The organism is Armatimonas rosea, assembly GCF_014202505.1.
GTDB classification, from domain to species: domain Bacteria; phylum Armatimonadota; class Armatimonadia; order Armatimonadales; family Armatimonadaceae; genus Armatimonas; species Armatimonas rosea.
In genome coordinates, this window is sequence record NZ_JACHGW010000004.1 from 374,453 (window position 1) to 386,987 (window position 12,535).

Here is a 12,535-nt window from a genome sequence, read left to right on the forward strand (position 1 = left end):
CCATGACCATCACCACCAACCACATCACGCTAGAGAAGATCACGCCCCTGCGCATCAGCCGCGGGGTGAGCGGCAACAGTGTCAACCTGATCGTCACGATTGAGCACGAGGGCATCACGGGCCTCGGGGAGCTGGCACCCAACGGGGTCAGCGGTGACAAGGCAGAGACGGGTGAGCGCGATATCGAGGCGCTCCGTCCTGCACTCGCGGCGCTGGCCCCGTGGGAGCTGGAGCGGGTCGAGGGCGTGCTCTCGGAGCTGCGCTCGGCGGCGGTGGGCCTGGATGGAGTCGGGAGCGGCGGGGCGATCAAGGCGGCGATCGAGATGGCCTGCCACGACTGGGTCGGCAAGAAGCTAGGCGTCCCGGTCTGGAAGCTGCTCGGGCTGGACCTGAGCAAGACCGTGGAGACGTCGGTGACCGTGGGGATTCAGTCGCCCGAGGACGCCGCCACCCAGACCCGCGACTGGCACACCCGCACCGGGGCACGGGTCCTGAAGATCAAGCTGGGGAGCCCTGAGGGAATCGACGCCGACCAGGCGATGTTTGCCGCGATCCAAGCTGCTGCCCGGCCCGATGCCATCTTCCGGGTCGATGCCAACGGCGGCTGGAGTGTCGCCGAGGCGCAGACCATGATCCCCTGGCTGGCGGCGCGCGGGGTGGAGTATGTCGAGCAGCCACTCGCCCAAGACAACGAAGACGGCCTCCCCCACCTGCGCCCCGCCCCGATCCCGATCTTCGTGGACGAGACCATCCGGGTGGCGAGCGATGTCCCGCGCTTTGCCCATGTGGTCGATGGGGTCAATGTCAAGCTCATGAAGTGCGGCGGCCTGCGCGAGGCATTGCGGATTGTCGCGGTCGCCAAGGCACACGGCCTCAAGACCATGCTCGGCTGCATGGGCGAGACCAGCCTCGCCATCACCGCCGGTGCCCAGATCGGCGCGGCCTTCGACCATCTGGACCTCGATAGCCACCTGAACCTCAAGAACGACCCGTTTATCGGGGCAAGCTGGACGGGCGGGAAAGTCGTCCCCACCGACGCGCCTGGCCTCGGTGTAGCGCCGGTTTAGGGTCGGGGATTAAAGGCGGGGATTGGAAATCCCCCGCCTCCGGGTTTAGGAGCGTCCCGAGGACGCGCAGACACCAGCGCTCTCTGCGCCCACGGGGCGCTCCCTACCGCGAGTCGGGGATTTCCAATCCCCGAAGCGTCCCGAGGAAACAAAGGACAAATTGCCGATGAAAAAGCTATTGAAGATCTGTCTTGGGATTCTGGCTGCCCTCTACCTTGCGGTAGTCGCCCTTGTCGGGTGGCCGCACTCCCCCGAAGTCAGAGAGCTGGAGGACTCGGACTCCTACATCTACAAGACCTTCCGCCGGGACTACCAGCTTCTGCCCCTATCACGCTGGAAGTTTGGCAAGGAGCGACACTACAGCGTCGAGGAGTCGGAAGCCGCTCCCTTCTTCTTCACCACCTCGGATCACCAGCACGGTGCGGACGCCTCGATCAAGTTCCTTGGCTTCTTTGCCGTGGTTGATAAAGCGGTACACATAGAAGACAATGCACACGATGCGGAGATCAAAGCACTCCAGGAAAAGCGTTCCCGTGCCAGGACGGGGACCCCGTAGGTGAAGCCGCACACACTAGACGAGTGGCTCGCACTCTCCCCGGATGAGCAGGAGACGATCCATCTGGACCAGTGGAATGTCTACCAAGGCGAGGGCGCGCAGATTGGGTTGGCGCTATGTGACAAGTTTGTCCAAGAGCACCTGGGGCAAGTAACCGATGCGGAGCTCTATGTCTACCACGGGGGTGTCTGAATCATCACTGCCTACGTGCGCAAGGCGCTGCTCCCACACTTTGAAGAGAAGCAGATGGAGATGTACCATGGTTTTCTTGTCAACTATGTGGACGATGTCCACCTGAAGCCCACAGAGTAAACGGAGGCCCCCCTATGAAATGGCAACGCACCTTGGCGGTTCTAGGAGTGGTCGGGCTCCTCAATGTCCTGGCAATCGTCGCGGTCGCCCGCCCCTGGCTGCCCTATGAGGAACAAGCCCGTCGTCGATCTCACTCAAACATAATCTTTTATACGCGCTACATACGAACATTTTCTTGGGAGCAGTCGCCCCACTGGACATACAGTCGGCGCGCGTACAGACATTTGGCATGTACGGAAAACTGCCTGACTCTGGGATTCCTCACGGTGACACTCCAGGAACAATTGGTTATAGGCTTAGAGGAGGGCAAGCGCTAGTGCGAGCGGGCTTTGAGATAAAGAGATCGCAAACAGAACACCCTCGCCCCTCGCCCCTTCTGAGGGTGGGGAGTTTGTTGCATTGACAAGGGGGATTTAAGCGGGTAGAGTCTTTTGCAATCGTGTGCAAAGACTGTTTGGGGAGCCACAATGATCACTCTTGAAGATATCGCACGCCAAGCGGGGGTCTCGCACTCGACGGTCTCGCGGGCGCTGGCCGACAGCCCGCTGGTCAATCCCGAGACCAAGAAGCGCATCCAGCTCCTGGCGAGCGCGGCGGGCTACCAGGTTAACCAGGTGGCGCGCAACCTCAAGGTGAAGTCCACCCGCACGATTGGTCTGATTGTCCCCGAGGTCTCCAACCCCTACTACCCGACCCTCGTCCAGCTGGTCGCCGACCACGCGCGGCAGGCGGGCTACAACCTCCAGCTCCAGCTCAGCGGCACGCAGCAGGAGAACGAGGCGCTTTGCGTGGCATCGCTGCGGGAGCAGCGCGCCGATGGGATTCTCCTCGTGACCGCCGAGCAGGGCCTGGTCGCCCGCGAGCAAGTGACCGCGCTCCGGGCGGCGGGGGTCCCGGTCGTGCTGATGGGCTGGGTCGAGGGGGCCGACGGCTTTGATCTGGTCACCGGCGACGATGCCCTTGGAGGCTACGCGCTGGCGCGGCATCTGCTGGCACTCGGGCACCAGCGGATCGCGGTGCTGGGCAAGCCTCCCCACCGGGGCCGCTACGACCGCCTGCACGGCTTCCAGCAAGCCCTCGACGAAGCCGGAGTGGCACTCCCCGATGCGCTTCATCTGCCTCTCACCGATGCCGCCGATGTCGAGGATAGGGTCGCGCAGCTCCTGGCACTCCCCAAGCGCCCGACCGCGATCTTTGCCTACCAGGACTCCCTCGCGGCGCTGGTGATGGGGCAGCTCACGCGGGCGGGGCTCGCCCTTCCCCAGCAGATGACCGTGGTCGGCTACGACAACCTGGACCTAGCCACCTATGTCTTCCCTCCGCTCACGACAGTTGGGGAGCATATCGGGCCGCTCGCCGACGCCTTCGTGCGCCTCTTGATCGGACGGATTCAGAAGACAGCGCCCGATAGTCCCCAGCACGTGATTGTCGTGCCGCGGCTCGTGGTGCGCAGCTCCTGCGGGCCGCCCTACAACCAAACCCAAGGAGAGAACTAAAGATGGGAAGCCTTCAAGGAAAACGCGCCCTGGTCACCGGCGGCGGGCAAGGCCTGGGCCGGGCGATTGTCGAGGAGCTGTTGCGCCAAGGCTGCGACGTCGCGATCCACTACCGCAAGAGCGCCGACGGTGCCGCGGAAGCCGCACAGACCGCCCCACACGGTGTCCGAGCCCAGTGCTTTGCCGCCGATCTGACGAGCACGGTAGACGCACAAGCGCTGGTCGCGGATGCCGTCGCGTTTCTCGGAGGGCTGGATATCCTGGTCAACAACGCCGGCGATCTGCTCGGGCGGCGCAGGCTGGAGGAGCTGGACACGGACTTCTGGCAGCAGACCCTGGATGTCAATGTCACCAGCACCCTGCTTGTCACCCAGCACGCCCTCCCCCACCTCGCCCAGTCTGAGCAGAGCAGTATCGTCAACCTGGCATCGCTGGCCGGGCGCATGGGCGGGCACGCGGGCTCTCTGGCCTACTCGGCGGCCAAGGGGGCGATCCTGACCTGGACACGCTCGCTTGCCAAGGAGCTCGGAGGACGTGGGATTCGGGTGAATGCGGTCGCGCCGGGCCTGATCCTAGGCACGGCGTTCCACAACACCCACACCACCCCGGAGTCCGCCGCCGCCACAATCGCAACACTCCCCTTGGGCCGTGCAGGCACCCCCGAGGATGTCGCACGGGCGGTCGCCTTCCTCGCCAGCGAGTACGATGGCTTTATCACCGGCGCGACACTCGACATCAACGGGGGTGTCTACGGTTCCTAAGTTTGGAAAGTAAAGGATAGAGATTCTATGCAAAAAGCAGACATTCGGGGCAAGTGGGCCCTCGTGACCGGTGCGAGCCGGGGGATTGGACGACAGGTCAGCCTGGGGCTGGCAGAGTACGGCTGCAATCTCGTGCTCCATAGCCGTGAGACCGCAGGCACCGACTCCCTCGCCGCGGAGCTGACCGCCAAGGGCGTCCAGGTGCAACAGGTCGCCGCGGAGCTCTCCGACCAAGCACAAGTCGATGCCATGCTGGCGAGCGTGCTGTCGTCGACACCGGGGATCGATATTGTCTACAACAACGCCGCAGTCATGACCCCCTACCGCAGCGACTGGAAGCAAGTCCCCGCCGATGACTTCCGCCGCAGCTTTGAGGTCAATGTCACGGCCCTGGTGCGCATCTGCCACGGGCTGATCCCCGGCATGGTCGCGCGCGGCTGGGGACGCATTATCAACGTGACCTCGGGGATTCAGGACCAACCCGAGCTGATCGCCTACTCGATCTCCAAGGCCGCCGTGGATAAGTTTGTCACCGACACCGCAGGGCACCTCAAAGATGCCGGCGTCCTTCTCAACCTGCTCGATCCGGGCTGGCTCCGCACCGACCTGGGTGGCCCCAACGCCCCCAACGCGGTCGAGTCGGTCCTCCCCGGTGCGCTCGTCCCCGCCCTGCTCGACGACGGCACGACGGGCAAGCTCTTCCGCGCCCAGGACTACGCCGGACAGACCCTCTAAACGACGGGGCTCTTGTGGTAAGCTACCCACTATGCAGCTCTCCTCTGATCGACGACTGGCCCTTCTGATGCACGAGGCGGTCTTGGGAAACGCGGGGAAGATGGGCTTTGGCCTGCTCCGCTACTCCGACTCCCAGATCGCCTGCGTGATCGACCGCGAGACCGCAGGGCGTGACCTCGTGGCCCTCTGTGGCATTCCCCGCCCCGTTCCCATTGTCGCCACCATCGCCGAGGCGCTTGCGCTGGGGGCCGACACGCTTGTCCCCGCCATCGCCCCAGCCGGCGGCATCCTCCCCGACGACTGGCGGCGCGAGATCTGCGAGGGCCTGCGCGGCGGAATGTCGCTGGTCAATGGCCTGCACGAGCGCATGGCCGAGGCCCCCGACTTCCGCGCCGCCCTCACCCCAAGTGCCTGGATCTGGGATGTCCGGGTCGAGCCCGATGGCCTCCCCAATGGCCTGGGACGCGCCCGCGAGCTTCCGGCAAAGCGCATTCTCACGGTCGGCACCGACATGGCGATCGGGAAGATGACCGCGAGCCTGGAGCTGCACAAAGCGGCGCAGCGCCAGGCCCTTCCCAGCGCCTTTGTCGCCACGGGCCAGATCGGCATCTGTATCAGCGGTGCGGGGATCGCCCTCGATGCCGTGCGCGTGGACTTCGCCTCAGGCGGAGTCGAGTGGGCGGTTCTGGAAGCCACCCACAAGCTCCCCCGCCCGGCAAGGGCGGGGGGGGCTGGCTTAATCTGGGTCGAGGGCCAGGGCTCGGTGCTCCATCCCGCCTCGACCGCCTGGCTTCCCTTGATCCGCGGCTCTGTCCCGACCCACCTGATCCTCTGCCACCGCGCGGGCCAGGAGTCGGTGCTCCGTGCGCCTTGGGTCCGGGTTCCCCCCCTGCGCGAGGTCGCCGCGCTCTACGAGGCGGTCTGCGCTCCCATTCAGCCTGCACGGGTCGTGGGGATCGCCCTCAACTGCGGACACCTCAGCGCCGACGAAGCCCAAGCGGCGTGCGAGAAGACCGAGGCGGAGACCGGCCTGCCCACCAGCGATGTCGTGCGCTTCGGCGGCGAGCGCCTGCTGGAGGCCGTGCTCGCCGCATGAGACCCATCCTTCCCTTACTCGCCGCCGTGCTGGCCAGTGCCGCCGCGCTCGCGGGGCCGGGCTTGCTCACCACGATCCGGCGGCAAGTGGAGGGGATCGACCGCCGCGCGCGCCGCCTGCCCAGCACGAAACTCTCGCTCGATGGCCTCTCGCTCGAAGGGGGCGAGGCCCGTGTCTGGCGCGACAAGCAAGCCACCAAGGCCGATGTCAACCTCTACGGCGAGACCGGGCGGCGGGAGCTCTTGGTCTACTGGACGGATCGCAAGCCACTCTTCACCTACGAGCGCACCACCCGCTACCCCAGCCCGCTCGGTACGCCTCGTCCCCGTGGCGCGACCGACCGCACCACCCAGACCCGCCTCTACTACGACCAAGGCCGCCTGCGCTCCTGCCGCGTCGGCGATAAGCCCCGCCCCCTCAGCGACGACACCTGCCAGCAGACCGCGCGGCTGACCGATCTGCTCACCAGACGGGTACAATAGCGCCGATGAAGATACTGGTGACAGGTAGCGCAGGACGGATTGGAAAGGTGCTCTGCGCCTTGCTGGAAGAGCACGGGCACGCCGTCCGGCCCTTTGACGTGGAGCAGGGCGACCTGCGCGATATCGAGGCGGTCTATGCCGCAGTTGAGGGTGTCGATGCAGTCGCGCACCTGGGAGCGATCCCCTGGGCGGTTCCCGGCAAGGACTACGACGTGATGTCGGTCAATGTGCAGGGCACGACCAATGTCCTGCTCGCCTGTGTCAAGCACGGGGTCAAGCGGGTGGTGGCCTACTCCAGTGTCAATGCCTTCGGCTCCTTTGGCATGGACCGCGCCATTGCCTTCCTGCCCGGCGCCGACGACTACCCGCACGGCTCGTTCAATATCTACCAGCTCTCCAAGCACCTCAATGAGGAGACCTGCCACTACTTCGCCGAGCGCCATGGCATGACCATCCTCTGCCCCCGCCCGGTCTTTGTGAGCAGCGCCGAGCACTACCCCAAGTGGAGCGAGAACACCGGGGATGGCTACCTGGTCGATCTCTCCAGCTACGTGGACGTCACCGATGTGGCCGAGGCGACCCGACTGGCGCTCACCAAGGAAACTCTGAGCGGCTTCCATGCCTTCCTACTCGCCGCCGACGACACCACCTCTGTCCATCCGACCGCGGAGATTGTCGCCCGGCAGCTCCCCGATGTCCCGTGGCGCATCCCTCAGAGCGAGTGGCTTGCAGACAATCCCTACTGCGGGCTGATCGACTGCCGAGTCGCAAAAGAGCTGCTCGGGTGGCAACCGAAAGTGAGCTGGCGCACCCTATGAAACCCAAACTTCTTGTCATCGGTGGCTCCGGCCATGTCGGCGGGCTCATCCTGCCGTTTCTCGCGGAGCAGTACACGCTGACGGTCTTCGATCTCAAAGAGCCCACCCTAGGCCACTGGGTTCCCGGCGATGTGCGCGACTTCGACGCGCTCAAGGCCGCCGGGCAGGGCTGCGCGAAGCTGCTCTACATGGCGATGGGCAACCACGATGGCAGCACGCACCCCACCGCGCAGTTCGATGTCAATGTCACCGGGCTCTACCTAGCGCTCCGGGCCGCCCAGGCCGCGGGGATCACGCACGCTGCCCTCACCAGCTCGATGTCGGTCTATGAGCAGCTCGGCCAGCGCTTCTTCTGGGACGAGGACGCGGAGCCGGACGCCCACCACCACTACGGCCTGACCAAGCGCCTCGGGGAGGAAGTGGCACGCTCTGCCTGGCGCCAGTGGGGAATTAGTGTCAATGCGCTTCGTCTCTGCCTCCCCGTGACCGAGGAGACCTGGCAGAGCCTGGCTCAAGAGGGCCGTCAAGATATCCACACCGAGGCCAGCGATGTCGCCCGCGCCATTCTCGCCGCGCTGGAGTACGCGTTTGGGGGCTACCAGGCCTTCATGATCTCCGGCGACTGGCAAGAGAAGCGCATGAACATGAGCAAGGCAAAGGCGATGCTCGGCTGGGAGCCCCTGATGCGCGACGATAAACAACCATGATATCGCCCACATGGAAATCATGGGGCTATGGGGCGTCGTTCCTCCGCCGCGCCTTCGGCGGATTTCTACCGACGAGGCACGAGGAGGCGGCCGAAGGCCCGGGTACCCTCTGGGTGAGCCCGACGTTCACCGTCCGGGCGATATAAGAAACCAGGATAACCATGACCAACGACGAAACCCTCCAGGCGCTCCTTGCCTGGCTTCCGAGTGAGAACCCGCGCCCAGAGCTCCCCGAGACCTGGGACGACTCCTGGACCCTGCGCGTGGTCGAGGAAGCCGCGCGCCTAGAGCGAGCCGAGCAGACACGCCGCGGAATCCCCCCCGAGATCACCGAGGCAACCCTTCAAGACGTGGGAATCTGGAGCCGGCACTGCCAGCGCACGCGCGGCACCGAGGGAATCGCCGATCAGCACCTGGGCTGGTTCAAGCTCCACGCATCGGGGAGGCTCTGCCGCCTGGGTCGGCTCCAGTTTGCGATCGAGACCTACACCTGGGACGATGTGCCTGGCCTGGAAAAGGGCGATACGGTTCTGGGAATGCATATTCCCGCCGAGGCACCGCTGGATATCGACGAGTGCAAGAAGTCTATCGCCGCCGCGTTTCCCTTCTTCGACACCTACTTCCCGGACTTTCCCCCCGCCAAGGCCATTGTCTGCTCATCGTGGATGCTCGGCGACTGGGTGCCCGAGGCAGCGGGTGTCGGTGGGAGCCTGGACCGGTTCCAGCAGCTCTTTCACTTACTCCCCAGCGGCAATAGCCCCGGAAGCGCCTGCTACTTTGTCTTTGGCTACCGCGAGGTCGATCCCGCCACCGCCCCCCGCGACACCCGCCTGCGCCGCAACCTGTTAGACCTGATCGAGGCAGGCAAGCCCGTCAACGCGGGCCGTTGCTACCTGCTCCGCGAGGAAGTGCAGTGAACCTCCCCGGAAAGCCGGAGTGGCGCGGGATGCTTGCCTATGTCACAGCGCTCCACGCCCGCAGTGTCCACCCGGCCTCCCACCACTGGCCCCACCCCTGGGAGGAGATCGGACCGGGCTACTGCTATGCCCCTGCCTTTGGACACTGGGACATTGTCCACCAGGTGCTCGACCAGCTCACCACCCACCCGGAGCACGCCGCCAACCAGCTCCGCAACCTCCTCGCGGCCCAGCAAGACGATGGCTTTCTCCCGGGCGCGATCTACTTCAAAGACGGCAAGCCCTGGTGGGGAGAGACCTGGACGCATCCGCCGGTCTGGCCACTTGCGGTCAACATGCTTGGGGACTCCGGACTGAGGACCGAGCTCGCACCCAAGCTCCTGGCACAGATTGCCTGGTTTGAGCGCAACCGCCGCGCCGACGACGGCATTGGCTTTTTCTACGCAGATGTGACCGAGCGCAAGTGGGAGAGCGGGGTGGATGAGGGCATCCGCTACGACCACGCGCCCCGTGAGCGCCGCGCCTGTGTGGATGCCTGCTCCCACCTCTACGCCTGCTACGATGCCGCGTGGCGCTGGACCGGGGACGCGCTCTACCAGCAAAAAGCCGAGCAGCTCGCAACGTTTATCCAGACGCGCCTCTACGATCCCACGACAGGCTGGTTCCACGACGACTGGCTGGGGCGTCCGCTCTCGTTTGAGGGAATGTGGCCGCTCGTGACGGGGGCCGCCACGGACGACCAAGCCTGGAGTGTGCTCAACGCGCTCCGTGATCCGGAGAGGTTCTTCGGAGCCCACCCGATCCGCACGGTCGCACTGGGCCAGCCGGGACGGGAGCGCCGGATGTGGCGCGGGCCGGCCTGGAACTCCATGACCCTCTGGGCCGCAAGCGGCTGTGTCCGCCTGGGCCACCCCGAGGCCGCGCGCCCCTTGCTCGAAGGCGCACTGGATCACTCGGCTCTCTGGTTTGAGCGCACGGGAACCATCTGGGAGTTCTACGACAGCGAGGGCGGCGACCCGCGCGAGGTCGCCCGCAAGCCGCACACACCGTTCAATCGGCCCTCGCCGGACTACCTGGGCCACAATCCCCTGCTCGCCATGGCCCGTCTCTGGGAGGAGTGTGAGGAGTAGCGTGGCGAATCTTACCACATGCTAACGATTGCCCGCGCCGAGCGCTTTGTGCTCAATGTCCCCTACACCCCACGTTGCGAGGAGTGGAACGCCCTGATGGTGCGCCAGTGGCGCATTGTCGAGATCATCAAGGTCACCCTCACCGACGGCACGGTGGGCTGGGGCGAGTCCTTGCCGCACTACACCTGGGCCAAGGCGAGCGACGCGACCCTGCAAAACATCGTCGGGCAGAACGCGCTTTCCCTCATCCACGACGACAGCCTAGGCGCGGGGTTGCAGATCGCGCTCCTCGATGTGGCGGGCAAGGCGCTGGGGCTCCCGGTCTGGGCGCTGGTAGGGGGGCCTCTCCTGCGCGAGGAGACCCCGATCGCCTGGTGGAACACCGAGATGAACCCCGAGGTGCTCGCCGAAGAGGCCCAAGACGCCGTGGCGGCGGGCTACACCTTCCACAAGATCAAGGCCCGCCCATTTCTGGACACCTTCGCTCAGGTCGAGGCCATCTCCGCGGTCACCCCAAGCCACTTCCGCCTCGACATGGACTTCAACGATCTCTTGCTCCACGCCGGAATCGCCGCCCCGATCCTGCAGGAGCTGGACACCTACGAGAAAGTCGCGCTCTACGAAGGGCCCATCCCCCAGCGCGATCTGGAGGGCTACCGCAAGCTCCGCGAGAAGATTGTCAAGCCCATCGCCACCCACGCCGATGTCCCGCCGCTGCCCATCGCGCTCCGGGAGGAGAACTGCGACGGTTTTGTCTTATCCGAGTGCGGCCTGAGCAACGCCAAGCGGGTCAATGCGCTCTGCGCGGCGTTTGAGAAGCCCTACTGGCTCCAGGGGGTCGGGGTGGGCCTGATGACCGCGTATCTGACGCACCTCGGGGCCGTACTCTCCCACGCTCGCTGGCCCGCGGTGACCTGCATGAACAACTACGCCGATGATCTCTTGGTCGAGCCGCTAAAGATCAAAGACGGCTTCGTGCAAGTGCCCATGACACCCGGCCTTGGGGTGGAGTTCGATGAGAGCGTCCTCGAAAAATACGCCATGGAGCCGCCCTACCACCTCCCCGAGCGCCGGCATATCGTCACCATCTCCTGGCCATCGGGGCGCCAGATGCACTACGCCTATCTCGTGAACCGCCTCGGCAACCACGCCGCCGTTCCCTTCTCCCACGCCGCCAATGCGTATCACTTAGACACCAACCGGCAGTGCTGGGAGGACTTTCTGCTCGGCAACCAGCCCATCGAGCCCCGCGGTGTACGGCTCTCGGTCTGGAAAGAAGACCACACCGACGAGTGGGCCAAGCTCTACGAGCGCTGCTTGCGTGGGCCAGTGCGGGGGTAACCTCCCCCCGTGCTTTTGCCTCCCCCCGTGCTTTTGCCTCCCCCCGCCGCTTAGACGGCGACCCCCTCCGGCTTCGCGAAGGGGGTGTAGTACTGCGCTAGCCTATCACCATAAACCCGCTTCGCAACGGGGTACGGGCTATCACGGGGCGAGGGGAGGTAATTCGGCAATTTTGCGCCGTACTGCCTGCCGTATCTGATGGGGCGTGGCTTTGAGCACCTCTTCGTTGCGCAGGCGAATCACCCGTAGACCCCTTGCCTCGAATAACGACTGCGTTCTTTCTGTGTCGTAGCGCTGTGCCTCAGGGCAGTCATGGCTCGTGCCATCAATTTCCACCACTAACTTCAGGGTGGGACAGTAGAAATCCGCGATGTACTGATCCAGTATCTCCTGCCGCCGAAAACGTAAGCCGTCGCACTGGTCGCGCCGTAGCGCCTCCCAAACACGCTTCTCTGCATCTGTCATCTCACACCGTAGGATGCGGGCACGATTTCGCATCACCAAGTAGCTTTCATTCATACCCTGAAAACGGGTGAGCACCCCCGATTCTTATAAAAAGTCGAGATTTTCTTAAAAATATTCCCCCCCCTTCGCGAAGCCGGAGGGGGTCGCCGTCTAAGCGGCGGGGGGAGGCAAAAGCACGGGGGGAGGCTAAATGCGAGAGTAGCAAAATTTGCACCTGTCTTAACTCTGTGGTATCTTGTTCAGGTTCAGAAGCTTTCGCGCTGAACGCAAGCGTGCGGCTCTCCACCGGGGGGTGGAAGCGCAGGCAAATTTTAATAAACCCGTTGAGGAGTCAGTAACCCCCATGCCCCTATCGTTAAACAAGACAGCAGATGTGATCGGTGAGTACAAGGTCCACGAGAGCGACACCGGCTCTCCTGAGGTTCAGATTGCCCTGATGTCGGCGCGTATCACGCAGCTGACCGAGCACCTGAAGGTCAACAAGAAAGACCACCACTCCCGCCGTGGAATGTTCCTGCTGATTGGCCGCCGCAAGCGAATGCTGGCCTATCTTGCCAAGACCGATATCGAGCGCTACCGCAGCCTCTGCCAGCGACTCGGAATCCGCACAAAAATTTAAGGGCCGCGAGAGCGACCCGAGCATAGAGGGCGC

The 12,535-nt window shown here is 64.6% G+C and carries 15 protein-coding genes; 14 read left to right on the plus strand and 1 reads right to left on the minus strand.

Going from position 1 to position 12,535, the window contains the following annotated elements; genetic code table 11:
• The first annotated feature begins 2 nt into the window (after nucleotides 1–2).
• From HNQ39_RS21270 to HNQ39_RS21330, 13 genes are all read left to right on the plus strand, one after another.
• Complete coding sequence (locus HNQ39_RS21270) at nucleotides 3–1,067, plus strand: dipeptide epimerase (protein WP_184201588.1); 1,065 nt, start codon at nucleotides 3–5, stop codon at nucleotides 1,065–1,067.
• Between the two features lie 166 nt (nucleotides 1,068–1,233).
• On the plus strand, nucleotides 1,234–1,623 hold the full coding sequence (locus HNQ39_RS21275) for a hypothetical protein (protein WP_184201592.1): 390 nt from the start codon (nucleotides 1,234–1,236) through the stop codon (nucleotides 1,621–1,623).
• Nucleotides 1,624–1,815, plus strand: a complete 192-nt coding sequence (locus HNQ39_RS21280; protein ID WP_184201595.1) for a hypothetical protein — start codon at nucleotides 1,624–1,626, stop codon at nucleotides 1,813–1,815.
• A gap of 650 nt (nucleotides 1,816–2,465) precedes the next feature.
• The gene (locus tag HNQ39_RS21285) at nucleotides 2,466–3,431 is read left to right on the plus strand and encodes a LacI family DNA-binding transcriptional regulator (RefSeq protein WP_425503596.1); all 966 of its coding nucleotides are present in this window, start codon (nucleotides 2,466–2,468) and stop codon (nucleotides 3,429–3,431) included.
• Nucleotides 3,432–3,433: 2 nt separating this feature from the next.
• Nucleotides 3,434–4,192 (plus strand): SDR family NAD(P)-dependent oxidoreductase, encoded by a 759-nt coding sequence (locus tag HNQ39_RS21290; RefSeq protein WP_184201601.1) that lies wholly within the window; start codon nucleotides 3,434–3,436, stop codon nucleotides 4,190–4,192.
• A gap of 27 nt (nucleotides 4,193–4,219) precedes the next feature.
• The gene (locus HNQ39_RS21295; protein WP_184201604.1) at nucleotides 4,220–4,927 is read left to right on the plus strand and encodes an SDR family NAD(P)-dependent oxidoreductase; all 708 of its coding nucleotides are present in this window, start codon (nucleotides 4,220–4,222) and stop codon (nucleotides 4,925–4,927) included.
• Between the two features lie 31 nt (nucleotides 4,928–4,958).
• Nucleotides 4,959–6,023 (plus strand): N-acetyltransferase DgcN family protein, encoded by a 1,065-nt coding sequence (locus tag HNQ39_RS21300; protein ID WP_184201606.1) that lies wholly within the window; start codon nucleotides 4,959–4,961, stop codon nucleotides 6,021–6,023.
• Complete coding sequence (locus tag HNQ39_RS21305; RefSeq protein WP_184201609.1) at nucleotides 6,020–6,505, plus strand: hypothetical protein; 486 nt, start codon at nucleotides 6,020–6,022, stop codon at nucleotides 6,503–6,505. Before HNQ39_RS21300 ends, HNQ39_RS21305 begins: the two co-directional genes overlap by 4 nt.
• 5 nt (nucleotides 6,506–6,510) lie before the next feature.
• The gene (locus tag HNQ39_RS21310) at nucleotides 6,511–7,323 is read left to right on the plus strand and encodes an NAD-dependent epimerase/dehydratase family protein (protein ID WP_184201612.1); all 813 of its coding nucleotides are present in this window, start codon (nucleotides 6,511–6,513) and stop codon (nucleotides 7,321–7,323) included.
• Nucleotides 7,320–8,030, plus strand: a complete 711-nt coding sequence (locus tag HNQ39_RS21315) for an NAD-dependent epimerase/dehydratase family protein (protein ID WP_184201615.1) — start codon at nucleotides 7,320–7,322, stop codon at nucleotides 8,028–8,030. The genes HNQ39_RS21310 and HNQ39_RS21315 overlap by 4 nt, the downstream gene beginning before the upstream one ends.
• Nucleotides 8,031–8,191: 161 nt before the next feature.
• Nucleotides 8,192–8,947 (plus strand): acyltransferase domain-containing protein, encoded by a 756-nt coding sequence (locus HNQ39_RS21320; RefSeq protein WP_184201618.1) that lies wholly within the window; start codon nucleotides 8,192–8,194, stop codon nucleotides 8,945–8,947.
• A complete protein-coding gene (locus HNQ39_RS21325; protein WP_221290207.1) occupies nucleotides 8,944–10,077 on the plus strand; it encodes an MGH1-like glycoside hydrolase domain-containing protein in 1,134 nt (377 codons plus the stop codon). Before HNQ39_RS21320 ends, HNQ39_RS21325 begins: the two co-directional genes overlap by 4 nt.
• An 18-nt stretch (nucleotides 10,078–10,095) precedes the next feature.
• Nucleotides 10,096–11,418 carry a mandelate racemase/muconate lactonizing enzyme family protein gene (locus HNQ39_RS21330; RefSeq protein ID WP_184201624.1) on the plus strand — a complete coding sequence of 441 codons (1,323 nt, stop codon included), beginning with the start codon at nucleotides 10,096–10,098 and terminating at the stop codon, nucleotides 11,416–11,418.
• A 141-nt stretch (nucleotides 11,419–11,559) separates the two neighbouring features.
• On the opposite strand, the gene HNQ39_RS21335 is transcribed toward HNQ39_RS21330, so the two are convergent.
• Complete coding sequence (locus HNQ39_RS21335; RefSeq protein ID WP_184202658.1) at nucleotides 11,560–11,937, minus strand: DUF559 domain-containing protein; 378 nt, start codon at nucleotides 11,935–11,937, stop codon at nucleotides 11,560–11,562.
• Between the two features lie 289 nt (nucleotides 11,938–12,226).
• On the opposite strand from HNQ39_RS21335, the gene rpsO reads away from it, so the two are divergent.
• On the plus strand, nucleotides 12,227–12,502 hold the full coding sequence (gene rpsO, locus HNQ39_RS21340) for a 30S ribosomal protein S15 (protein ID WP_184201627.1): 276 nt from the start codon (nucleotides 12,227–12,229) through the stop codon (nucleotides 12,500–12,502).
• Nucleotides 12,503–12,535 lie beyond the last annotated feature (33 nt).

Excerpts from the sequence above, each read along its gene's own strand:
- HNQ39_RS21320 (WP_184201618.1), top strand. The coding sequence starts at position 8,192 with ATGACCAACGACGAAACCCTCCAGGCGCTCCTTGCCTGGCTTCCGAGT.
- HNQ39_RS21315 (WP_184201615.1), top strand. The coding sequence starts at position 7,320 with ATGAAACCCAAACTTCTTGTCATCGGTGGCTCCGGCCATGTCGGCGGG.
- HNQ39_RS21300 (WP_184201606.1), top strand. The coding sequence starts at position 4,959 with ATGCAGCTCTCCTCTGATCGACGACTGGCCCTTCTGATGCACGAGGCG.
- HNQ39_RS21305 (WP_184201609.1), top strand. The coding sequence starts at position 6,020 with ATGAGACCCATCCTTCCCTTACTCGCCGCCGTGCTGGCCAGTGCCGCC.
- HNQ39_RS21335 (WP_184202658.1), bottom strand. The coding sequence starts at position 11,937 with ATGAATGAAAGCTACTTGGTGATGCGAAATCGTGCCCGCATCCTACGG.
- HNQ39_RS21330 (WP_184201624.1), top strand. The coding sequence starts at position 10,096 with ATGCTAACGATTGCCCGCGCCGAGCGCTTTGTGCTCAATGTCCCCTAC.
- HNQ39_RS21275 (WP_184201592.1), top strand. The coding sequence starts at position 1,234 with ATGAAAAAGCTATTGAAGATCTGTCTTGGGATTCTGGCTGCCCTCTAC.
- HNQ39_RS21290 (WP_184201601.1), top strand. The coding sequence starts at position 3,434 with ATGGGAAGCCTTCAAGGAAAACGCGCCCTGGTCACCGGCGGCGGGCAA.
- HNQ39_RS21270 (WP_184201588.1), top strand. The coding sequence starts at position 3 with ATGACCATCACCACCAACCACATCACGCTAGAGAAGATCACGCCCCTG.
- HNQ39_RS21295 (WP_184201604.1), top strand. The coding sequence starts at position 4,220 with ATGCAAAAAGCAGACATTCGGGGCAAGTGGGCCCTCGTGACCGGTGCG.
- HNQ39_RS21310 (WP_184201612.1), top strand. The coding sequence starts at position 6,511 with ATGAAGATACTGGTGACAGGTAGCGCAGGACGGATTGGAAAGGTGCTC.
- rpsO (WP_184201627.1), top strand. The coding sequence starts at position 12,227 with ATGCCCCTATCGTTAAACAAGACAGCAGATGTGATCGGTGAGTACAAG.